This window comes from Butyrivibrio sp. LB2008 (assembly GCF_000621565.1).
In the GTDB taxonomy this organism is placed as follows: Bacteria; Bacillota; Clostridia; order Lachnospirales; family Lachnospiraceae; genus Butyrivibrio.
In genome coordinates this window covers 305,194-328,084 of the sequence record NZ_KK211306.1, presented here as the reverse complement: position 1 = coordinate 328,084, position 22,891 = coordinate 305,194, and the positions used below count along the sequence as shown (strand labels likewise).

The 22,891-nt window shown below is 41.6% G+C and carries 19 protein-coding genes; 15 read left to right on the top strand and 4 right to left on the bottom strand.

The genetic code is table 11. From position 1 onward, the window contains the following. Window positions 1-41: 41 nt before the first annotated feature. Window positions 42-1,427 (top strand): glycoside hydrolase family 53 protein, encoded by a 1,386-nt coding sequence (locus T356_RS19575; RefSeq protein WP_051563453.1) that lies wholly within the window; start codon window positions 42-44, stop codon window positions 1,425-1,427. 9 nt (window positions 1,428-1,436) lie between these two features. Here T356_RS19575 and T356_RS0114080 read toward each other — a convergent pair whose 3' ends face one another. The 3 genes from T356_RS0114080 to asnA all read right to left on the bottom strand — a co-directional run bounded on the left by T356_RS0114080 (window position 1,437) and on the right by asnA (window position 4,620). After that, a complete protein-coding gene (locus T356_RS0114080; RefSeq protein ID WP_026515034.1) occupies window positions 1,437-2,081 on the bottom strand; it encodes a potassium channel family protein in 645 nt (214 codons plus the stop codon). 14 nt (window positions 2,082-2,095) lie between these two features. Then, window positions 2,096-3,463, bottom strand: coding sequence for a TrkH family potassium uptake protein (locus tag T356_RS0114075; protein ID WP_026515033.1), 1,368 nt, complete (start codon window positions 3,461-3,463; stop codon window positions 2,096-2,098). A gap of 146 nt (window positions 3,464-3,609) precedes the next feature. Further along, on the bottom strand, window positions 3,610-4,620 hold the full coding sequence (asnA, locus tag T356_RS0114070; protein ID WP_026515032.1) for an aspartate--ammonia ligase: 1,011 nt from the start codon (window positions 4,618-4,620) through the stop codon (window positions 3,610-3,612). Between the two features lie 224 nt (window positions 4,621-4,844). Between asnA and T356_RS0114065 the strand changes: the two genes are divergently transcribed. The 4 genes from T356_RS0114065 (at window position 4,845) to hflX (ending at window position 8,295) form a co-directional block, all read left to right on the top strand. Next, the gene (locus T356_RS0114065; RefSeq protein WP_035781190.1) at window positions 4,845-5,264 is read left to right on the top strand and encodes a GNAT family N-acetyltransferase; all 420 of its coding nucleotides are present in this window, start codon (window positions 4,845-4,847) and stop codon (window positions 5,262-5,264) included. A gap of 65 nt (window positions 5,265-5,329) precedes the next feature. Continuing rightward, the gene (locus T356_RS0114060) at window positions 5,330-5,818 is read left to right on the top strand and encodes a GNAT family N-acetyltransferase (protein WP_035781187.1); all 489 of its coding nucleotides are present in this window, start codon (window positions 5,330-5,332) and stop codon (window positions 5,816-5,818) included. Between the two features lie 130 nt (window positions 5,819-5,948). Then, window positions 5,949-6,476, top strand: a complete 528-nt coding sequence (locus tag T356_RS0114055) for a histidine phosphatase family protein (RefSeq protein ID WP_242846623.1) — start codon at window positions 5,949-5,951, stop codon at window positions 6,474-6,476. A gap of 487 nt (window positions 6,477-6,963) precedes the next feature. Further along, window positions 6,964-8,295, top strand: coding sequence for a GTPase HflX (hflX, locus tag T356_RS0114050; protein WP_035781185.1), 1,332 nt, complete (start codon window positions 6,964-6,966; stop codon window positions 8,293-8,295). Window position 8,296: 1 nt separating this feature from the next. Here the strand turns inward: hflX and T356_RS19570 are convergent, their stop codons facing one another. Continuing rightward, window positions 8,297-8,998 (bottom strand): energy-coupled thiamine transporter ThiT, encoded by a 702-nt coding sequence (locus T356_RS19570; RefSeq protein ID WP_035781182.1) that lies wholly within the window; start codon window positions 8,996-8,998, stop codon window positions 8,297-8,299. A 271-nt stretch (window positions 8,999-9,269) separates the two neighbouring features. Here T356_RS19570 and T356_RS0114040 point away from each other — a divergent pair, with 271 nt between their 5' ends. The 10 genes from T356_RS0114040 to T356_RS0113995 all read left to right on the top strand — a co-directional run bounded on the left by T356_RS0114040 (window position 9,270) and on the right by T356_RS0113995 (window position 22,884). Next, window positions 9,270-9,506, top strand: coding sequence for an HPr family phosphocarrier protein (locus tag T356_RS0114040; RefSeq protein ID WP_026515027.1), 237 nt, complete (start codon window positions 9,270-9,272; stop codon window positions 9,504-9,506). Window positions 9,507-9,663: 157 nt separating this feature from the next. Further along, window positions 9,664-12,129 (top strand): ATP-dependent DNA helicase, encoded by a 2,466-nt coding sequence (locus T356_RS0114035; RefSeq protein WP_026515026.1) that lies wholly within the window; start codon window positions 9,664-9,666, stop codon window positions 12,127-12,129. A gap of 474 nt (window positions 12,130-12,603) precedes the next feature. Continuing rightward, on the top strand, window positions 12,604-14,238 hold the full coding sequence (locus T356_RS0114030) for a GGDEF domain-containing protein (protein ID WP_197020922.1): 1,635 nt from the start codon (window positions 12,604-12,606) through the stop codon (window positions 14,236-14,238). A 120-nt stretch (window positions 14,239-14,358) separates the two neighbouring features. Next, window positions 14,359-16,161 carry a cache domain-containing sensor histidine kinase gene (locus tag T356_RS0114025; protein WP_026515024.1) on the top strand — a complete coding sequence of 601 codons (1,803 nt, stop codon included), beginning with the start codon at window positions 14,359-14,361 and terminating at the stop codon, window positions 16,159-16,161. 47 nt (window positions 16,162-16,208) lie between these two features. Further along, window positions 16,209-17,798 carry a response regulator transcription factor gene (locus T356_RS0114020; protein WP_026515023.1) on the top strand — a complete coding sequence of 530 codons (1,590 nt, stop codon included), beginning with the start codon at window positions 16,209-16,211 and terminating at the stop codon, window positions 17,796-17,798. Window positions 17,799-17,814: 16 nt separating this feature from the next. After that, entirely contained in the window at window positions 17,815-18,423 is a 609-nt protein-coding gene (locus T356_RS0114015) for an ECF transporter S component (RefSeq protein WP_026515022.1), read from the top strand. A gap of 145 nt (window positions 18,424-18,568) precedes the next feature. Beyond that, window positions 18,569-19,018, top strand: a complete 450-nt coding sequence (locus tag T356_RS0114010; RefSeq protein WP_026515021.1) for a hypothetical protein — start codon at window positions 18,569-18,571, stop codon at window positions 19,016-19,018. Window positions 19,019-19,096: 78 nt separating this feature from the next. Continuing rightward, window positions 19,097-20,287: a sugar ABC transporter substrate-binding protein gene (locus T356_RS0114005; protein WP_026515020.1), complete on the top strand. Its 1,191-nt coding sequence runs from the start codon at window positions 19,097-19,099 to the stop codon at window positions 20,285-20,287. A gap of 141 nt (window positions 20,288-20,428) precedes the next feature. Beyond that, window positions 20,429-21,376 carry an ABC transporter permease gene (locus T356_RS0114000; protein WP_026515019.1) on the top strand — a complete coding sequence of 316 codons (948 nt, stop codon included), beginning with the start codon at window positions 20,429-20,431 and terminating at the stop codon, window positions 21,374-21,376. A gap of 11 nt (window positions 21,377-21,387) precedes the next feature. Then, entirely contained in the window at window positions 21,388-22,884 is a 1,497-nt protein-coding gene (locus T356_RS0113995) for a sugar ABC transporter ATP-binding protein (RefSeq protein ID WP_026515018.1), read from the top strand. Window positions 22,885-22,891 lie beyond the last annotated feature (7 nt).

Sequence of the window (22,891 nt, the reverse complement as noted above, 5' to 3'; positions counted from 1 at the left end):
TCCATAAACTGAGTTATGCATATAAGTGTAAAGAGGTGGATATGAAACAGAAGATTATAAAAGCTTTTTTTGTAGCTACTTTTTTTACAATTGGTGTGGTAACCGGATGTTCCGATGCCGGAAATATTAAGATGGGCACAGAGGCAGAAACGGCAAAAGACGCAGATGCGGCGAGTGAGACTTCCTCTGTAGGCAATGCGGGCGCTGCGAGTGCGACATTTGTAGACAGTGATACTGCAATCAATGCTATGACAGAGCCGGAAGGCGGGGAGGCTGATATGGAGACATGGAAAACTGCAATTGACGGACTTCCTAAGGACTTTTTCTTTGGAATGGATGCATCGTCGCTGCTCGTAGAAGAAAAGAGCGGCGTGAAATACTATGACTTCGACGGCAAGGAGCAGGATGCGCTTAAAACCTTCGCTGATTCGGGTATCAATTATATGAGGATTCGCGTATGGAACGATCCTTATGATGAGAACGGAAACGGCTACGGCGGCGGAAACAATGACCTTCCTACGGCAATAGAACTGGGCAAAAGAGCTACGGACTACGGAATGAAAGTTCTGGTCGATTTTCATTATTCCGACTTCTGGGCAGACCCGCAGAAGCAGCTTGTTCCAAAGGCATGGAAAGGCATGAGCCCTGAAGAAAAGTCAAAGGCTGTATATGATTACACCAAAGACAGCCTTAAACAGCTCTTGGATGCAGGCGTCGATGTCGGGATGGTTCAGATAGGAAACGAGATCAACAACGGTATGTCAGGCGAAACAAAGATAGAGAATGTCATTGAGCTGTTAAAGTCAGGAAGCAAAGCGGTTCGGGAGATATCGAAAGAGAGCGGCAAAGATATAGGGGTTGTAGTTCATTATACGGATATATCCCCGAAAGAGGGCGTCTTGTCTCTTATAGAGAAACTTGTAAATAACGGACTTGATTTTGATATGATGGGACTTAGCTATTATCCGTTCTGGCACGGTGATATGGATAATATGAAAAGTGTGATAGGGTATATTGAAGAGCACTTTGGCAAGAAAACCTTTATTGCGGAGACTTCCTATTGCTATACTCTGCAGGACGGAGATGGCTTTGGAAACAGGGTAGGCAAGGCTGATCTTGTGGACGGATATCCCGCATCAATCGAAGGACAGGCCTCTTATATACATGACCTTTATCAGAACGTAAACAGTGCCGGCGGAATCGGCGTGTTCTATTGGGAAGGCGCATGGCTCCCTGTTGGCCCCGCAAGCGCCGACAACTCACCGGTCTGGGAAAAGTACGGAAGTGGCTGGGCAAGTAGCTACGCCTCAGACTACGACAAAGACGCCGCGAAGTATCACGGCGGCTGCTCCTGGGACAACCAGGCATTCTTTGACTTTACGGGCCACCCGCTTGAGTCGATGAAGGTGTTTAAGTATATGAGATAGGAGAGAGTTTTATTTCCACTTCTCAATATCCTTCTTCTCCAAAATGACCATGAGAAGATTGTTCTCGTTGAGTTTGTGAGAAGGATTGATATATTTCCATTCGCCGCCTTTTTCTTTGATCGCTGCGACGTTCATGTTGTGTTTTTTACGAAGATCGAGTTCTATGAGGCTCTTGCCGATCCAGGTGCTCTTTGGCTGTAACTCAACCATGCAGAGATTGTCGTCTAGCTCGTAGTAGTCGTGGATTGCCTGAGAAGCGAGGATTCTTGCTGAACGCACACCGCCTTCTTTCTCGGGATCGATTATCTTGTCGGCGCCGACTCTTTGAAGTATTGTGGCCATGCGGGAAGAAGAGGATTTTGCGATTACGAGCGGAACCCCTTTTTCTTTGGCGATAGATACTGCCATTATGCTTGCGGCGATGTTACCGCCCATCGCTGTTATTACGATGTCCATGTTCTGAAGTCCGAGAGCCATGACCTCATCTTCATTCTCAAGGTTCGCACAAACAGCGGAAGTTACCTTGGATGAAATATCTCTTATACATCTTTCGTTTTTGTCCGCAACAAGGACATCTTCACCGATAGCATAAAGGCTTTTTGCCACGCTGCGTCCGTATTTTCCAAGTCCTAAGACTGCTATTGATTTTTTCACTTATATACCTCCGTTTATCCGACGTAGAAAATTCCCTCGGAGTAGTTGATACTGTTTTTATTTGATTCATTTCCGGAAAAGAAAGCCACCATTGATATGGGACCTGTTCTTCCAAGAAACATTGCTATTATTATGATGATCCGTCCCATAGGATTGAGCGCCGCTGTGAGGTTTCTCGACAAACCAACGGTTCCGCAGGCGCTTACAACTTCAAATAACGCGTCCTCCATCGGAACGGGATTAAATATCGACAGAAGTACCGCAAGTGTAAGAGTGGCAAAAATGCTGACATAAACGACAGCTGCGGCCTTTCTCATCGAGTCTATGGAAACACGCTTGTTAAAGATAACATTCTGGTTCTCGTTCCTTACATATGAGCGGACATTCATAAAGAGTAGGAATAATGTGACCGTTTTGACACCGCCGGCCGTTCCGATTGGTGATCCGCCTATAAACATGAATAAATATGAGACAAGACAGGATGCCACTGTGAGGTTCTCCTGTGGAATAGTGGTAAATCCGGCTGTTCTTAAGGTTATTGACTGGAACAGGCAGTTGGTCAGTTTCTCTCCAAAGCTCATGTTTCCTATGGTTCCGGGATTGTTATATTCGGTCAAAAGAAAAATAAGCATGCCGCCAAATATCAGTATAAGCGTGAAGCTGAGAACAAGCTTACAGTGCTCGGAAAATCTTTTTACCATAGTGATGGGAGAGAAGCGCTTGATCACGCCCTCTTTTACCGAATGAAGAATATCGAACCATACTACAAATCCCAGACCGCCCATGATTATAAGGATCATGGTAGTTGCCATAACAATCGGATCATTCCTGTAATTGGCAAGGCTTCCCTGGCCGATAACGTCCATTCCCGCGTTGCAGAATGCGGATACAGAGTTGAAAATCGAGATCCACAGGCCTTTTGCAAAGCCAAACTGCGGGATGAAAACGAATGAATACATCATAGCGCCGAGGCCTTCTACTATAAAGGTTCCCTTTAACACTCGGGTAAGGAACTTGAGCAGCTTAGTACCCGAACTCAGGTTAAAAGAGTCCTGGAGAAGCATTCTGTCACCGAGCGAAAACTTTTTGTGTGTTATGAGCATTATTGTTGCGGCAATGGCAATCATTCCAAGTCCGCCCATCTGCACGAGGATCAGAATGATCAACTGGCCAAAAAAGCTCCAATGTGCGTAAGTATCAACGACAACAAGTCCCGTAACACAGACTGAAGTGGTTGCTGTAAACAACGATGTCAAAAAATCAGTGAATTTACCGTTTGCTGACGAAAAGGGCAGCATTAAAAGCAAAGCTCCGACAAGTATTGTTATAAGAAAGCTTATCGGGATGGTATGCGCCGGTGATAATTTTTTTGTTTTTTGCATTTTATTTTTTGATAATGAAAACAAGTCCATATTTCTCCCTATCTTAATGACATGATAAAGGGTAAGTCTTTTAGGGGGGATTGTCAATGAAAAAAGGCTGCGAAATAATCTTCGCAACCTTGTATTTTATTTGAAATTCAAATTAATCAGAGAAGCTGAATTCCGTTCTTCTTAGCTTCTTCAGTCATTTCATCGGGCCAGATTGAACACTGTACTTCACCGATGTGAGCCTTTCTTAAGAAGAACATGCAGATTCTTGACTGACCGATTCCGCCTCCGATTGTGTAAGGAAGTTCCTTGTTAAGGATTGCCTTCTGGAAAGGAAGCTCGGCTCTTTCTGTACATCCTGCTTTTTCAAGCTGAGTCTTAAGTGAGTTCTCATCTACGCGGATTCCCATACTTGATAACTCAAGTGCGATGTCAAGAACAGGGAAGTATACGATAATATCGGCATTGAGTGCCCAATCATCATAGTCGGGAGCTCTGCCGTCGTGCTTTTCGCCTGAAGCAAGGAGATCACCAATCTGCATGATACATACAGCGCCCTTAGCTTTTGCAATGTAGTATTCACGCTCCTTGGGAGAGTACTCGGGGAACATGTCTTCAAGTTCCTGAGTTGTGATAAAGAAAATATCCTCAGGAAGGATTTCCTCGATATAATCGTACTGGATAGACATGAATTTCTCGGTTTTTCTGAGTACTTTATATACGTCTTTTACCGTTGCCTTAAGGAAATCCATGTTGCGGTCTTCTTTATTTATAACCTTTTCCCAGTCCCACTGGTCAACAAAGATAGAATGGATGTTGTCGGGCACTTCGTCGCGGCGAACAGCATTCATATCGGTATAAAGACCTTCTCCGACATTAAATCCGTATTTCTTGAGCGCATATCTTTTCCATTTTGCGAGAGAGTGTACAATCTCAGCAGGGCGCTCGTTTTCATTGAGAATATCAAAAGAAACAGGACGCTCAACACCATTGAGGTTATCGTTAAGTCCTGATTCGGGTGTTACAAAAAGGGGTGCGGTTACTCTCTGAAGATTAAGCCTGTTGGAGAGCATACCTTGAAAGAAATCTTTTACAGTCTTGATACCTACCTGTGTATCGTGGAGATCAAGAGCAGATTTGTAGTTCTTAGGAATTTTAAGGTTTTCCATAATCTTTTCCACTTTCTTATATAGTTTCCTTTTTCATAGAAAGAGCTTCCCTATGAAAAAATGTCTCACAGTTAATTAAATCGCTTTTTCCTTCATATTGCAAGAAAAAAATGATTATCATTGCATGTAGGTAAATTGAAAAAGTTTATTGAGAGTATGTTATTTATTACATATAATAGTTAGAAATGTTGATTTCGGAACAATACTAAGAAAAGAGGACAGCTATGGAAATCAGATTCTACGAAGAAAAACCGGACATTGAAACGTACTATGAGCTCAGAACTTCAGTCGGCTGGGAGAACTTCTGCAAGGAGCAGGCAGAAAAAGCTTTGGCTAAAAGAGATTATTTCGTAATCGCCAAAGATGGCGAAAAAGCCGTAGGTATGGGAAGCGTCGTAGGAGATGGCATGTACATGACCATAGTTGATGTGGCCGTAAGACCTGAATATCAGGGACAAAATATCGGATCAGGCATAATAAATAAGCTTGTTTCCATGATTGAAGAATCTGCACCCGATGGCGCAAGGCTCAGCATTCAGCTTATCGCCGCCAAGGGAAAAGAGGGATTCTATGAAAAACAGGGCTTTACGGCTCTTCCTTGCGAGGATTCAGGTCCGGCGCTGAGGAAGCTTATATATACGTGAAAGATTAGCCTGTGTTCTATAGAATATAAGGAAGACGTCGAACTACGGAATCAGGAGATAGTTGAGTGAATGGTGTGATAAGAAAAGCAAAGGAACAAGATATATCAAGAATAGCGGAGATACTCGTATTTGTGAAAAGAATGAAGTACAGAGATATTTTCCACAATGATGAGTTTTCTTTTGGTGAACTACAAGTGCTGACTGTGGCTAAGCAGTATATGGAGTGTTGCGAAAGCAATGATTCTGACATCCGGCCGATAAGAATATTAGATAATATTGGGGTTTACGACGACGGAATAGTTAAAGGACTCATCCACGTTGAGGGCAGTGAGGTTGTCGAACTCTATGTGGATTATTTCTTCTGGGGACAGGGCGTTGGCTCTGCTTTGCTAAAATTTGCGATTAAAGAATTTAGCGTAGACAGGCTTTGGGTACTTGAGAAGAATATAGATGCCATAGACTTCTACAAAGCTTACGGCTTTATCGAAAGCGGTGAGAAGCAGTTTGTTGAAGGAACTGAAGAGATTGAGATTTTGCTCGTCAGGGAAGTGTGAGAGCTTTGTGTAGATTGTTGATGCGACTATAATGAAGAATATAAGGCATGTAGCGAAGTATTCGGTATCATATGGAAACAGAACTAGTCATTGTTGCAGATAAGTTACGAGGAAACAGACTTTGAATGTTGTGATAATCAGGCATGGAGCAGTTGATTATAATATAAGAAAATGGGGCAATTCAGAAGAAGTTAATCAAGATTTTGAGGCGTACAATCATGCTCCTATAATTTCTGCGAAATATCACGTTCCGCAAGGAAATTATATGGCATATTATGTGAGTTCTTTGCCCAGAACACTGGAGACGGCAAGGGCAATGTTCGGAGATTGTGATTATATCGCTACAGATCTTATAGACGAAGTCCCTATTTCCGCGAGTGTAAGCACGAAGTTAAGACTGCCATTGGTGTTTTGGAATACTTCAAGCCGTTTGCAATGGCTGTTTAACAGTAAAAGACAGAAAGAAAGCCGAAAAGAGACTATAATCAGAGCAGAGAAGTTTGTAGATGGACTGATTTTGAAGGGCGAAGATTGTGCAGTGGTTACACATGGATTCTTTATGATCACTCTTTTGAAAGTGATGAAGAATAAGGGATTTGCGGTTACAGGAAAAACATCAGGCTTTGCAAACGGCGAGTTTGTAGTAGCGAAATTATGAATTTGCAGAGAGTGTGGTGTAAGAGTACCGTACAGAATTACCAGAAGATAACTGTGCGGTGAGAAAAACAAAAATGATACCGTACATAATGGATGGAATGATAATGTACGGTGCAGAAAACAAGAACCGTACCGTACATAATAATTGAAACGAATTTTTGCGGTGCGAAAACCAAGAATAGCACCTTACAGAATAGTAGAAATGGAACCGTACGGTGCGAAAACCAAGACCAGCACCTTACAGAATAGCAGAAATGGAACCGTACGGTGCAAAAACCAATACCAGTACCGTATAGGATAGCAGAAATGCAACCGTGCGGTGCGAAAACCAAGAATTGCACCGCACAGAATAGCCAGAATTAAATCATACGGTGCAAAAGTCAGAAACAACAAAAAGGGCGCAACAGCAGGAAAACATAGCAACAACACACAACCGTAAGGAAATATAGAATTAACACAAAACAGTGCACAACAAGGAACAAGAAAAAATGAAAAATGAATTATACGAAAACACCCAAAAAATAGATACCGTAAGAGCTATCCTCGTCGGACTCAACACGGGCAGGAGTGATGATGAGTTTGAGCGCTCGATGGATGAGCTTAAGGAGCTGACAAAGGCTATAGACATCGAGGTCGCATCGACGGTGACGCAGTCGCTTAGTGCTCCTGATAAAGGCACATATATTGGAAGCGGCAAAGTACAGGAGATTGCGGCGGCGCTTGATGTGCTTGATGCAAGCATAATAATTTTCAATGATTCTCTTTCCCCGATGCAGGTAAGAAACCTCGAGAAGATACTTGATACGGAAGTTATCGACAGGACGGGACTTATCTTGCAGATCTTTGCAAAGAGAGCGGGAACAAGGGAAGCAAGACTCCAGGTTGAGTCGGCGCAGCTTCAGTACATGCTCCCGAGGCTTGTCGGAATGGGCAAGACTCTTTCAAGACAGGGCGGCGGTAGCGGAAGACTTTCCAATAAGGGATCCGGTGAGAAGCAGCTTGAGCTTGACAGAAGACGTATTGAGCATAGAATAAGTGAGCTTTCAAATGAACTGAAAAATCTTGAAAAAGAAAGAACGACTCAGAGGAACAGAAGACTAAGATCAAATATTGCACGTGTCTCGCTTGTCGGTTATACAAATGCAGGTAAATCAACGGTTATGAACAATCTGCTTCGCCTATACGGCTCGGAGAGCGCTGATGACAAAAGTGTTCTTGAGAAAGATATGCTGTTTGCGACACTTGACACTACTGTCAGGAAGATAACTCCATCCGGAAGAAGACCTTTTTTGCTTACAGATACAGTTGGATTTATAAGTGAACTTCCGCATGCACTTGTCAAAGCATTTCGGTCAACGCTTGAAGAAGCTAAGTATGCCGATGTTTTGCTTGAAGTAATTGACTTTTCGGATCCGGAATACAGATTTCATATGGAAATAACCGAGAAGACTCTCGCTGAGATTGGTGCAGGGGATATTCCTATAATATATGTATTTAATAAGTCCGATCTTGTTCAGAGAGAACAGGAGGAGAACGGACGCCTTGTTATGGAGGTTCCAAAAGCTTCGGGCGACAGAATCTATATCTGTGCTAAGGATGATGCCTCATTAGATGAACTTATCGCAGCAATAGAGAGAAAATTGAGTGAAGGAGAGCTGGAATGTGAGCTTCTTTTGCCTTATACCGAGGGTGGCGTTGTAAATATCCTTGAAAACAGAGGCGTTGTAAAAGAGACAAAATATGAGCCCTCCGGAATTCGCATAAGAGCGATGCTCCAAAGGGCTGACATTTTACAGTACAGCGATTTTATTGTGGAATGAGTTATCCGAGCTGCACGGCTTTTCTGATATCTTTTTCATTTGCTTCCATCTTGATTCTTTTAAGAGTGTATCTAACCGCCGGAATACTTAGGAAAACCAGTGTCATAACAGCTTCGGGGACGATGTATGTTGCATTGTAACCGAGGCTGTATCCGAGCGGAGTCTTACCTGCGGGCGTATATTGTGCAAAGAATATTACTCCTGACAATACTGCGAAGAAATATCTGCCCAAAACGCCGGCGATATATCCTTTTATCATTCCATACTTTTTATTATAGAAGAAACCGCTGAGTCCCAAAGCTGCAAACGCAAGGATGTAATCGCAGATAAGCTGCGGAACACTGTATATCTTAGGATTATCGGTAAGCTGTAAAAAACCGTAAGCAAAAGCAGCAGCCATACTGACTCTGGGACCGTATACATAACCTATATATGTAACAAAAAACATACTGAGAATAGTGATCGATCCTCCAAAAGGGAGATCCGGCAATTTGCAGTGTGAAAGAACGAATGCAAGAGCAAGACAAAGACCGGATACAGTGATCTGCTTTATACTGAGCTTTCCTTTACCGTCCTTGTTGACGAAGAAACTCATGATCGCAAGTGTGATTATGATAAGTACTACCAGTCCTACATGCCCTATTGTGGTCAGGCCGTATACCATGCCATCTTCAGATGAGATTTCTTCCAGAAAAAGATTCATTATTTTATCCTCCTTACTACATTGAAAAAATGTAGCGATATTAAGTTGTGATTTTATATCAATTAAACTATCAGTAGTGTGTTTTGTCAATGTTTTCGGGGGATTAGCGCACTTTTTGAATACTAAAAAGGGGTAAAAATAAAATTTCGAACACAAGAATTTCGCAACTTTTTCACAGTTTTTTAACAAATTACTATTTACTTTTTTCAACAATGTATGTATATTTTTATGAGTTAAATTTAAGTAGTGCAATGAAAGGAAGTAACATTTGATGTTTGGATGTAACAAGAAGAACATTATGCTCAGACCGAATCAAGTACAAGACTTCGTCAATGCCGCAACTAAGTGTGACTTCGATGTAGATATATATTATAACAGATATGTTGTGGATGCTAAGTCGATTCTCGGAGTATTCGGACTTGATCTTACAAAGACTCTTACGGTAGAGTATCGCGGATATAACAGCGAGTTTGAGAATTTTTTACAGACATTGGCAATTGCCAGCTAATTGAATGAAACGTTCATCATTTGATTAATTTTGGACGATTCAGTATACTTATCGAGAGAGGTTTTTAGTAATACCTTTCGAATAAGAAAAATAATTGTTCATTGTGGTAGTAAAGCTCTCCATGGTATAAAATATGCCATGGGGAGTTTTACTATATATGGAAAACTATTCAATTGAGATTTCAGTCCGCAGACTGGTCGAATTTGTACTAAGAAGCGGAAGTATAGACAACAGAATACATCAGGTAAGCGCGGATGCGATGCAGGAAGGCAGCAGGATACACCGAATGATCCAAAAGAGCATGGGACCTGACTATCACGCTGAGGTGCCGCTTAAGTTTACATATAATACAGGCAGGTACGATCTTGTGATCGAGGGACGCGCGGACGGTATTCTGGATAAATTTTTTAACGCGACTTCATATGACGCTCAGGAATCGCTTTTTGAGAGTGGCAAAGAGCTTCCTCTTATCGATGAGATAAAGGGAACCTACAGAGACCTCAAGAAGATGAAAGAGCCGGTTGAAGTCCATCTGGCGCAGGCGAAGTGTTACGCCGCGATCTATCTGGGGCAAAAGAACTGTCCCGGAATCAAAGTCAGAATGAGTTACTGCAATATGGATACCGAAGAAATGAAGTATTTTGATTTCAAGTACTCATCTGAAGAAATAACAGCCTGGTTTGAAAAACTTATTAAAAATTATTTGAAATGGTCTGATTTTGAATATGAATGGGATGAGATCAGAACAAAGTCCATAAAAGCCGTGCAGTTTCCTTTTCCATACAGAGAGGGGCAAAAGGACCTTGCTGCGGGCGTTTACAGGACTATTATACATGGGAAAAAGCTCTTTTTGGAGGCCCCTACGGGAACAGGTAAGACAATTACGACGGTATTTCCCACTGTTAAGGCAATGGGAGAGGGGAAAACTTCCAAAATCTTTTATCTTACGGCAAAGACGATAACAAGAACCGTTGCTGAAGATGCCTACAATACCTTGAGAAAAACGCAGGCTCTTAAGTTTAAGACTGTGACTATAACGGCACGGGATAAGATCTGCTTTTTGGATGAAGATAAAAGAGAGTGTAATCCCGAGGCTTGTCCGTATGCTAACGGGCATTATGACAGGATAAATGATGCAATATACGATCTTTTGACAAATGAGGATTCTTTTGACAGGGAAAAAATAGTAAAGTATGCGGAAAAGCACAAGGTCTGCCCGTTTGAGATGTCACTTGACATGAGTCTGTGGGCGGATGGGGTTATATGCGACTACAACTATGTCTTCGATCCGTTTGTCTATCTCAGAAGATTCTTTGCAGACGGTGTTAAGTCTGATTATGTATTCCTGATTGATGAGACGCACAATCTCTTGGACAGAGGGAGGGATATGTACAGCGCGGCTCTCAGAAAAGAGAGCTTTTTGGAGCTAAAGAGCACGATAAAAGAGTTTCATCCAAGGATTGCAGGGCATCTTGATAAGTGTAACAAAGAGCTTTTGGAGCTTAAAAGAAATTGCGACGGATGTACCGTGGTCGACGGCATAGATAAGTTTATAAATGCGTTAAACAGGCTTTCGGGGATACTTTCCGAGTATCTTGAAGAGCATATGACAGGGCCTTGCAGAGAAGAACTTTTACTGTTCTATTTCGATATTTCAAGATTCCTTACTATATATGACAAGGTCGACGATCACTATGTCATCTACAGTGAATTTTCGGAGGATGGCAGCTTTATTCTGAGATTGTCATGTGTTGATCCGTCTGTAAATCTTGCTGAATGCATGGGAAGAGGGCGCTCGTCGATTCTTTTTTCCGCGACACTGTTGCCTATTCAGTATTACAAGAAGCTCCTGGGCGGAACGGATGAGGATTTTGAAATATACGCCAGATCTGTATTTGATCCCGGCAGGCTTGGAATCTTCATAGGAAGGGATGTGACAAGCAGGTACTCGAAGCGAAGCAGTGAGCAGTATTACAATATCGCTTCATATATCCACAATATTATTGAGGCGAGAGGGGGCAATTATCTCATATTCTTTCCGTCTCACAGCTTTTTGGACGAAGTTTATGACATTTATGAAAGAGAATTCTGTAATCCGGCAACGACGGAACTTCTTGTGCAAAAGAGCTTTATGACTGAGGAAGCCAGAGAGTCGTTTCTTGACAGATTCTCGGAAGGAAACAATGTGGATTTATCGGAATTTATCCACATGGACATAGAAGTCGAGGAAGACAGGAATATTCTCGGCTTTTGTGTCATGGGCGGAATATTCAGTGAGGGGATAGATCTTAAGAATGACAGCCTTATAGGGGTTATAGTTGTCGGAACGGGAATACCGCTTGTGTGCAATGAACGTGAGATACTGCGGAACTATTTCGAGGAACGCGGCGTTGACGGATTTGATTATGCGTATAGATATCCCGGAATGAACAAAGTTCTTCAGGCAGCCGGAAGAGTTATAAGAACCGAGGAAGATAAGGGAGTAGTGGCTCTTCTCGATGACAGATTCACGCAAGCCGGATATAGAGCGCTTTTTCCAAGAGAGTGGATAAAAACGGAGACTGTTTTGACTACTTCGGTCAGAAATGTATTATCTCAGTTCTGGAGCCGATTTAGCGATTAAAAAGTGGTGATTCTGACGTTAAGGTGGTAAAAAGTGAAGCACTTAGGTTACATAAACTTATAAAATAATGATTTATGTAAACCTGACATTATACTGAATTGTGTGAGTATTACATACAATTTCGTATAATGCCCGAAAAATCATACAAAAGTCATAATCAAATGACGTTAATGTCATGTGGATAACTCTGTGGAAATGGGGGATTAATCAAAAATGAATTATCAGAAACCGCTAAACGGTGGGGGTTAAATGGAATGACAAATCCGAGCGTAAAAAAGTGTAAAAGTATTCTTATGACCGAATAGGTCAAAAGGTATATGTAAACTATATTTTTTACCTGTCACTTGTGTCAGGTGCATTCATTTTTCTTGCGGTACTGAAAAGTATGATGTAAAATTAAGAAAAATTCAAAATAGCGTTATTATGCTGTTTTCATTTAATAGGTTTGACCTATTGTTTCGGCAGGGCAGGTTCATGAATATTCAAAACTATGATAGTGAAGTTCAAACATTAAATCTGGAAGTGATGACCGCTAGGACGAATATGTCCGAGGATTTGGTTGCGGTTTGTGATAAGTTGCTGACAAAGGCCAAGGAGGTTGATGATATTAATCTTCTTGGATATGCGTATTACTATCTTGCGGATGCTTATTATAAGATCAGCACGGAGTATAGCAAGTTCAATGAGAATCTTTTGAAAGCAATTGAGTATTTACAGATGTGTGGGGACAAAGAGCACATAATAAGATGTTACAATCTCTTGGGAATAGATGCTCTTAATCATGGTAATGTCGAACTTGCATTGGATTTCTTTATGACGGGAATCAGGGATTGCAATGAACAGGATAAGAATACCGCTGTCGGATTTATTGAGTGTAATATCGGACTTATCTATTATACGGTTGGTGAGATCAAGACTGCGCTTTCATATATACAGTCGGGTTATAAGCATATCAGAAGAGATAAAGAAGATAGTCTGTATTATCTGAATATTCTTTTATGTTATTGTAATGAAGCGGAATGTTATCTGCTTTTGGATAAGCTTGCCTCTGTAAAGAATTGTCTTCTTGCCATTAAGAGACTTGAGGCAGATCCCAGAGTTAAGAGTGAGTACTTTCATGATATCCTGGTTCTTGATGTCAGGATGAGAGGAAATTACGTCCTCGGAAACATGGAAGAATATGAGAAATATTCGGATATGCTCTTAAAGACAATCCAGACTGAATTTTTCTCTGTGGATAACATTGATGATATTTACGGAGCTTGTCGTTTTCTTATGAAGATAGGCAGGGTTGATGAAGTTGCGGATATAGTTAAGAATGTTGAGAGAACCATAAATGACATCAACATTGCATATTTGAGAAAGCAGTATGCAAAGATCAAATGTGAATTATATACCCTTCTTAATGATGATGAGAAGAAGAATAAGGCTTATGAAGAGTTTTACAAGTTCTCCATGATTCAGGAAAAAGAGGGTATTGCGAACTATAAGTTCTTTACTGATATAAGAACCAAGTTAAGTGATATGGAACGTGAGAATATGGCTCTTCTTAAGAAGGCGGAGACTGACTCGCTTACGGGACTTGGAAACAGATACGGTCTTAATGAATATGCGGATAAGGCTTTTGATGAAGCTTATAAGAATCAGAAGTCACTTGCGGTCGAAATTCTCGATGTGGATAATTTCAAGCAGTACAATGATACATTTGGACATCAGGCCGGAGATATCTGTCTTAAGACTATTGCAGAGGTAATTGTTGAAAACTGCAAGGGTAACAACAGAATCCATCCGTTCAGATACGGTGGAGACGAATTTGTTATAATATATGAAGATATGACTGATGAAGAAGTTATGGGGTATGCTTCGAACATCAGACAGGGGATAAAAGATCACAATCTTGAAGCTCCTTCATCTGAGAAGGGGAAGCTTGTGACCATTTCACAGGGAATATGCAATTCTGTTCCTGTGTCTACAAACAAATTATGGGATTACATGTATGCTGCGGATAATGCTCTTTATGAGGTAAAAGAGCACAGGAAGGGCGAAATAGTAATGCTGCACAAGGCACTTATTTCGCAGGAATCGCTTGATGAAGCAAAATACAGTTGATTATTTCTTTTATGGTATTAGTGTAGGGCATATGCTCCGAACATGTTTTACTGTTCGGAGCATTAGTTTAAGCAAGAAATTATAGGGTATTTTATCCTTATTGGGGAATAAGGACGGGGTATGAGAAAGATCAAATGGACAATGCGTCGTGCAATTCTCGGTATGGTCATAGGATGCACACTTTTTGCAGTCATCGCGCAGACGGTTGCATTTGAAGTGACATCCAGACAGCAGATCAGACGAGAGAGTCTTTTGAATAACGATGAGACGCTTCAGCGAATAGAAAACGAGCTCAATTCGTATATTCACGGACTGATTGTTAAGATGCAGACCATCTATACAGAAACTGAAATGATCTCAGCCATGGGAAGGGAGCATTCTGCACAAGGAGAGCTTCTGAATTATTACTGGACGGCGTGGCACCTTTCTGAGGCGCGCTTTGATTCTGCCGACCAGCTTCTTGCCATGTACATTTACAATAATGATGATAATCTTATAAGCTCTTGGAGAAAGCAACCGTATGCTTATCCGTACGATCTTTACAATGAGGAGCAGTATGTAAACGAATCGCATCTTCGAAGATATCTGGAATCTGATGACTATGCGGTCATGATCTCGGGGTATCATAATGAAGTTGCGAACAGTGATATTCTGCGGTTTTGTCTTAAACTTCACACATATGATGATAAGCGTGTGCAGTATGGCTATCTTGTCTGCGATTTCAATGCACTGAATATTTCCGATCTTATGAGCAAATATATTTCTTCAAGAGATGTGTATGTGTGGCTGCAACCGATGGGGGATCTGGCTATTGCGCAGGTTGGCAATATCACTAAGGAAGAAAGCAGGATTTTTTCCGATCTCACACAAAAGATTGCGACCACTTACAGTAAATTCCCCGAATTTGAAGACGAGTACGGCTCGTTTTATCTAAACAGCATAGCTTTGAGGAAGTATAACCTTCATATCGTTATGTTGACGCCGCAGTCACTGCTTCTTGAGACGCAGAGTGCGCTTGTGCGGACTCTTTTGGTGATAGCGGGAATTATAATATTGCTTATGCTTTTCCTTGGAACGTTTATTTCGGGATTTATATACAGGCCGGTGGAAGCGCTGAGCAGTACGATGATCAAGATCAAAAACGGTGATAAGGAGCTGAGAGTTAAGACAGACGGATGGAGCGACGAGCTCAAGGTCATGGGCGAAGAGTTCAACGAGATGCTTGACCGGATCCAGAAGATGGTCGAGGAAGAGTATGAGGCCAAAGTGCTTATGGAGCGCACGCAGTACAAAGTGCTTCAGGCGCAGATCAATCCGCACTTCCTTTATAATACGCTTGATACGATGAGCGGGATAGCGGCATCGCAGGATTGTATGCTTGTAAGTGGAATCTGTCAGTCACTGTCGGCTATATTCAGGTACAGTCTTGATATTTCCGATACACAGTCGACATTGCAGCAGGAGATGGCGCACGTTCGCAATTATCTGTATGTTATGGATGTTCGAAACGGAAATTCCGTGAAATACACTTATCATATTGATTCGGATACATTGCAGGACAGCATTCCGAGAATAACGCTGCAGCCGATTGTTGAGAATGCGTTGCAGCACGGTCTTAGGATGACCAGGAGAAAAGACAAAGAGCTTATCATAACGGCAAAGCATAATGACGGAAGGCTTTTTATCACGATAGAAGATAACGGCGCGGGGATGGATGCCGATGAAATGAATGAACAGCTTGAAAAGGCGGATATCAGCCGTATTGAGATGGGGCGGTCCATAGGTATAATGAATGTAAATGCCCGTATAAAGAATGTTTACGGAAATACATACGGTATACATTATGAGAGTGATCATGATACGGGAACGAGGGCAATTATAATTTTGCCTATTGTGAAACTTGTGGATATTGAGAATGAATGAAGAAAGAGTATTTCAGAGATTGTGTATTATGTAGCAGGAGGGAATGAGTGAAGGCAAAATATAGGGTATTGGCGGCGGACGATGAGCTTTGGAGCCGTGAGAATATAAGATGTATGTTACCGTGGGAAGATTATTCCATTGAATTTCTTGAGCCTGCATGCGATGGGGAAGAAGTGCTTGAGAGGATACCGAAAGAGAAGCCGGATATTTTGATCACAGATATCAACATGCCGTTTTTGAGCGGTCTTGAGCTTCTTAACAGGATAAAAGATGAATATCCCGACATTATAACGCTTGCTGTCAGTGGATATGACGATTTTAAAAAGGTAAAAGGCGTATTTATGTCAGGCGGTATCGACTATCTCCTTAAGCCTGTGAGCAGGGAACAACTTGTTGACTCGCTTAGAAAGGCACTTAAGACGCTTGAAGAAAGAGAAGCGGAGAAAGCGGTAAAAGAGGACAGTCGCCTACGGGAGAATTATGTTTCTTCTTTTCTTGAGGATGATGAATTTTCATCGCTTCTTAACGGCAAGCTTTTCAGACCGGGAAAAGAATTCCATGTGCCAAGCACAAAGGTCTTTTCCGAGATGTCAACGATACTTGTGAAGTTTCATGATGTTGAGATCCTTAAGCAGAGCTATGACAAAGATGTACTGAGGATGTCCTACAGTTTAAAAGAAAAGCTGCGTGAGATCGTTGGAAATGAAAGGACGATCGTTTTTAACTATACCGATAAGGTAAATGAATTCGTGATAGAGCTTAATGCGACACCGACGAGACTTCATTTTATTGCGGACAGAATCCTGGAAGCTTTTCCGATAGAACAGCAGGGACCGATAACTATCGTGATACATGATAAAGCAACATCTCTTGATGACATTGCGTCGGTTTACAGGGAAATGATCGCAAACCTCGTGACCAGGCCGTTCGGACGTGTGCACAGCACTGTTGTATGTACGGGAAGCAGGAAAGTGTCTGCGTTTAATGACAGGTATACAAATCGAATAGAATCGCTCCTTGTCGAAAGCCTGGGCAAAGGAGACATTGAGCGAGCTAAGACGATAATAATGGACACTGCGGGATTAAAGAAATGCTCAAGCCAGAAGTGGAGTCTTTTTGAAGTTACGCAGTTTACTACGGGAGCGCTCAATACTATAGCAGATTTTGACAAAAACAGTGACAATCTCGCTTATGAAGAAGTGCAGGATGCGATAAATTACGGGCTTAGATCTCTTAATAAGGACATAATCATCAGCAATATGGAACTTGCACTTTGCATAGCGGAGGGAGAGTCTGCAGGTGAGAATACTTCTATAAGCAGTCAGGTTGAGAATGTAAGGGATTATATTGAAAATCATTATATGGAGCACCTGTCACTGTCGGGCCTTGCGGAACAGTTTTTTGTGGAACCCAGTTATCTCTCGCGCAAGTTTTCGCAGAAATACAATGAGACCATTACGACTTATATTACGAGATGCCGTATGGACAGGGCAAAAAAGCTGATGGAGGATGAGAAGAATAAGCTTGAAGCAATCTCGTTTGAAGTCGGATATGATGATTATAACTATTTTAGCAGGGTATTTAGAAGGCTCGAGGGAATAAGCCCCAGTGAATACAGAAAAAATCATATTGAATAGTGAGGAGAAGATACGTATGAGGAGAGACGAAAGTAGTAAGTTCGGAACAAAACAGATTACGATAACAGCGGTTCTTTTGGCAATCTGTATCGTGAGCCAGGTGTTTAAGAACATTCACGTGCTTATAACAGGACCTATTGTGAATCTGTGCATATTACTGGCAGTGCTGATGGTCAATTTACCATGTGGGATTATTTTGAGCATTATAACTCCGGTGACGGCTTATATAATCGCTGCAAGTCCCGTTATGACGGCTGTTCCGGCTGTAATCGTATTCATAATGCTGGGAAATATAGTGCTTGCTGTTTCAGTGCAAGTTTTTTTCAAGAAGCCGTTTGTGAAGTCAAAATCAAGCGAGATCAAGGTTACTTATGTGGTAAGAGCAGTTTTTTGTGCTTTGGCAAAAAGCGTATTCATGGGAGTTACAATTTCGATGTGGCTATTACCCACGTTTATTCCTGAGGGCAGTCCGCTCAGAGGCAAAATGAAGACGTTTCAGATGATGTTTTCTGTTACACAATTTGCTACAGCGTGTATTGGATTCGTATATGTATTTGTTGTATATTTTGTGCTAAAGCAAGCATTTAAGCGGGATTTGGCACTTTTTCAAAAAAGTGATAGTTAGATTTTCTAAATTGTGCTAATGAAATAAAAATTAAATTGATAGAATAGCTTTGTAAACAGGAAATATTATTTCATTTTCGAGTTGCAAAGCTTTTTTATTTGTTTAAAAAAGTAATGAATAAAAATCTTTCGGGAGGGGATAATCGGTGTTTAGAGGAAATAGAGTTACAGCACTTGCGGCGGTAGGAATGAGCATAGTTATCGCATTGACCGGTTGCGGTGCGGATAAAAAAACACAGATAGATACAACCGACGGGATCACAAATATTCTTGATTATGTGACGGTTGACTTCGACGGCAAGAACGGAGAAGGAACGGCATTTGTGAATGTGGATTATGACGGAATGGAAACAGAGATGGTCGGAGGAAAAGAGAAGATAGAAGCTCTTGATGAATTCGGAGATCTTACGGAACTCACCAAATATATAAATGCTGTTTCATCCATTTCGGTAAGCATAGACAAGAATAAAGATCTTTCAAACGGGGATGAAGTGGTTGTTTCTGTTACATACGACGAGATGGCGGCGGAGTCCGCAGGCGTTGTGTTCGGAGATGAGAAGAGCAAGACTTTCGAAGTCAAAGGGCTCAAAAAGTAATTTGGTTCCAGATCGGATTCGTGGAGGCGCGAACCGATTGATATATTCATTTTTAATCTTCAAAAAGGAGGTAAATCTATGAAAAAGAAATTTAAAAGGTTGGGTGCGTTACTTCTTGCGGGAACAATGACAGCATCTATGTTGGTTGGATGCGGAGCGGGAGCTGCATCGGGGGCAGCACCTGCAGATGGCAGTTCGGCAGGAGGAGCAGCAGCTGCTGACGGAAATATCAAGATTGGTGTATCCATCTGGAGTTCTACCGACGTTCTCGGAAGCCAGTGTAAGAAGATCGTTGATAAAGCTGCAAAGGCTAACGGAGTAGAAGTACAGTACGTTGACCAGGGACACGTTTCAGAGCAGGTTACAGCATCGGTTGAGCAGCTTTGTGCAGCAGGATGTAAGGGAATCATCATTTGTAACTCAGCTGATTCAGAGATGACATCTGCGATCAATACATGTACAGAGCAGGGCGTTTACATCGCACAGTTCTTCCGTATCATTTCAAAGGAGAACAGCCCTGAAGTTTATCAGACAGCTTGCAATTCAAAGTATTATGTTGGTGCAGTTCATGAAGATGAGGAAACAAACGGATATACACTTGTAAATCTCCTTCTTAAGAAAGGTGACAGAAAAATCGGTCTTGAGGCATGGACAGTTGGTGATGCTACATTCCAGCTTAGATGGAAGGGATACCAGAGAGCAATTGAAGAGTGGAACGCAGCTAATCCTAACGATCAGGCAACTCTTACAGAGCCCGTATATGCTAATACTTCTTCAGAAGAAGGCGCTTCGGCAGCTTTGTCACTTTACAATTCAAATCCCGGAATGGATGCTCTTATCGTAGCAGGTGGCGGCGGAGATCCTCTTGTAGGTTCTATCGGTGCATATGCTAACGAAGGTCTCACAGGAAAGATCGATGTTGTATCAACAGACTTCCTTGATGACCTTGCTGATCAGCTCAAGTCAGGCGGTATGTTTGCAGAGTCAGGCGGACACTTCTGCGATCCTCTGTTCGCATTCTTCCTTGTACTTAATGCAGTTAAGGGCAACTATGTAAAAGAAGAAGGAACATTCGGTTACGAGATCCTCTTCCCTTACCTCTATGTATCATCACCTGATGATTACGCAAACTACGAGAAGTATTTCGTAAATGACGATCCTTACACAGAAGAAGAGATGGTTGAGATGGCAAGCTACAGCTTCGAAGACCTCAGCAAGGCTGCTTCAAATCTTTCAATCGACGATGTTATTTCTCGTCACAGCAACTAATGACTAATGATTATATACGCTTATAAAAGAATTACAGTATAAAGGGAAAACTAGGATATGCCGTATTTTCCGAAGTCTGGGAAATACGGCATATATCAAAAAGAACAGTATTTAATCCAACAACTCTTGCGGGAGGATTATATGAGTAAGTTTCAAAAATTTAAAGAGAGTCAGATATTCGGGCTTTTACTTTTAGTCTTTATCGCGTTTGTCTTTTGGGGAATCTTTAAGATACTTGCACCTCAGACATTCGGTGATTTTAACAGATTACAGACATATTTAAAAACAGCACTTATCTATGCGGTCGGAGGTTGTGGACTCTATTTTATCTGTGTAATGGGACCGTTTGATATGAGTGTGGGCGCAAACATCGTTCTTTCATCGGTGATTGCCGTAAAAGTGAGTGAGCAACTCGGATATGTGGGACTTATCGTTGCTCCGCTGATCAGCGGCGTGCTTATAGGTCTCCTTAACGGATTTGTATATATTAAACTTAGAATTTCGTCACTTATCGTTACTGCAGGATTATCTCTTGTGTATGAAGCTCTTTCCATTTTTGCTACCAATGAGAAAAATGTAATACTTTCTTCAGCTTACAGAGCTTTCGGTGATTATCCATGGAACCTTATCTTGGCACTTGCGGCATTTATGTTATGCGGATTTATCCTTAAGTATACCAAGATCGGAACTTATACCTATGCGATCGGATCCAATGAAGTCGTTGCAAAGAACATGGGTGTGAATATAGATAAATACAAGATTGTAGCATTTGTGCTCTGCGGATTTTTTGTAGGAGTTGAGGCAATCCTGACAATTTCATACGGAACCTCCATGACAAGTGAATCCAATCTTGCTTCTATGAGCCGTAACTTCCCACCTCTTATGGGAACGTTCTTCGGACTTGCATTTAAAAAGTATGGACATCCGGTAGTAGCCATTGTGATCGGCGAATTTATCATTCAGTTGTTGTTCCAGGGATTCGTTGCTCTCGGAGCACCTACAACAGTTCAGAACATCGTAACCGGCGTTGTTCTTCTTGCAATAGTAACTATGACCGTTAAGCCCGTTAAGGGTGCAGTTGTTAAGTAAAGGGGGCAGACATGAGCGAAGTATTATTACATGCCGAGCAGATCGACAAAAACTTTGGTGTTACACATGCCGTAGATCATGTCACTCTTGATTTCTTCAAAGGAGAGATCCATGCACTGATCGGCGAGAATGGTTCCGGTAAATCAACATTTACATCCTGTCTTACAGGAATTTATCATAAGGATTCCGGTACTTTTACATTAAACGGGAAAGAGGTTAATGCCAAAAATCAGGTAGACGGAAATTATCAGGGCGTTGCGGTTATCGTACAGGAAATCGGAACATTGTCAGGCCTTACCGTTGCTGAGAATATTTTTCTCGGAAAAGAAGATGAATTTACAAAATTTGGCGTAAAGAACACAAGCGCCATGAACAGGAAGGCACAGGAACTTCTTGATTCATACGGATTTAACTATATCAAAGCGACTGACCTTATCGATAATTACAATTTTGAGGACAGAAAGCTTATAGAGATCGTTAAGGCGACACATTTTAAACCACAGATTCTTGTTGTTGATGAGACTACAACGGCTCTGGGTGAAAAAGGAAGAATCGAACTTTTCAAGGTTATGAAGCAGACACGTGATGACGGAAGATGCGTTATCTTTATCTCGCACGATCTTGATGAAGTAATAGAACAGTCCGACAACATAAGCGTTCTTCGAGACGGTGTTTATATTGATACGGTTAAGAGCGCGGATGTTAATACAGACGATCTTAAGAGACTTATGGTAGGCCGTGAGATGAGTAATAACTACTATCGTACGGACTACAACGAAAAGGTATCGGATGAGGTTGTATTAAAAGGTGAACACCTCTCAGTGCCTGATGAGATTGAGGATTTTAGTATAGAACTTCATAAAGGTGAGATTATCGGTATAGGTGGTCTTTCTGAGTGTGGAATGCATGAAGTTGGAAAAGCTCTTTTCGGTGCATCTTATGAAAGGTCCGGAAGTGTGACACTTGCTGACGGAACTCAGATAAATGATATAACTACAGCAATCAAGCACAGTATTGCATATGCATCCAAGGACAGAGACAATGAATCTCTTGTTATAAATGACACTATTCAGGATAATATTTGTCTTCCTTCACTTGAAGAGATCAAGAGAAATCATATATTACATGCAAAGGATCAGAAGGATTTTGCAGAAAAGTTTGCTAAGCAGATGAGTACCAAGATGGAAGGCGTGCATCAGTTCATGTCGGCACTGTCTGGTGGTAACAAGCAGAAGGTTGTTCTTGCAAGATGGATCGGCAAAGACTCCGATATTATCATACTTGATTCACCTACACGTGGTATCGACGTAAAGGTTAAGGCAGATATCTATCAGATGATGGATACAATGAGAAAGAACGGTAAGTCGATCATCATGATCTCTGAGGAGATTTCAGAGCTGCTTGGTATGGCAGACCGCATCATTATTATGAAAGACGGTCGCCGGAACGGTGAATTTAAACGTTCAGAAGATCTGAAAGATACAGATCTTATTGCAAACATGGTATAAGGGAGGC

What these genes read in the sequence shown, in the direction of transcription:
- T356_RS19575 (WP_051563453.1), top strand. Translation starts at nt 42, where the DNA reads ATGAAACAGAAGATTATAAAAGCTTTTTTTGTAGCTACTTTTTTTACA.
- T356_RS0114075 (WP_026515033.1), bottom strand. Translation starts at nt 3,463, where the DNA reads ATGCAAAAAACAAAAAAATTATCACCGGCGCATACCATCCCGATAAGC.
- asnA (WP_026515032.1), bottom strand. Translation starts at nt 4,620, where the DNA reads ATGGAAAACCTTAAAATTCCTAAGAACTACAAATCTGCTCTTGATCTC.
- T356_RS0114065 (WP_035781190.1), top strand. Translation starts at nt 4,845, where the DNA reads ATGGAAATCAGATTCTACGAAGAAAAACCGGACATTGAAACGTACTAT.
- hflX (WP_035781185.1), top strand. Translation starts at nt 6,964, where the DNA reads ATGAAAAATGAATTATACGAAAACACCCAAAAAATAGATACCGTAAGA.
- T356_RS19570 (WP_035781182.1), bottom strand. Translation starts at nt 8,998, where the DNA reads ATGAATCTTTTTCTGGAAGAAATCTCATCTGAAGATGGCATGGTATAC.
- T356_RS0114040 (WP_026515027.1), top strand. Translation starts at nt 9,270, where the DNA reads ATGTTTGGATGTAACAAGAAGAACATTATGCTCAGACCGAATCAAGTA.
- T356_RS0114035 (WP_026515026.1), top strand. Translation starts at nt 9,664, where the DNA reads ATGGAAAACTATTCAATTGAGATTTCAGTCCGCAGACTGGTCGAATTT.
- T356_RS0114030 (WP_197020922.1), top strand. Translation starts at nt 12,604, where the DNA reads ATGAATATTCAAAACTATGATAGTGAAGTTCAAACATTAAATCTGGAA.
- T356_RS0114025 (WP_026515024.1), top strand. Translation starts at nt 14,359, where the DNA reads ATGAGAAAGATCAAATGGACAATGCGTCGTGCAATTCTCGGTATGGTC.
- T356_RS0114015 (WP_026515022.1), top strand. Translation starts at nt 17,815, where the DNA reads ATGAGGAGAGACGAAAGTAGTAAGTTCGGAACAAAACAGATTACGATA.
- T356_RS0114005 (WP_026515020.1), top strand. Translation starts at nt 19,097, where the DNA reads ATGAAAAAGAAATTTAAAAGGTTGGGTGCGTTACTTCTTGCGGGAACA.
- T356_RS0114000 (WP_026515019.1), top strand. Translation starts at nt 20,429, where the DNA reads ATGAGTAAGTTTCAAAAATTTAAAGAGAGTCAGATATTCGGGCTTTTA.
- T356_RS0113995 (WP_026515018.1), top strand. Translation starts at nt 21,388, where the DNA reads ATGAGCGAAGTATTATTACATGCCGAGCAGATCGACAAAAACTTTGGT.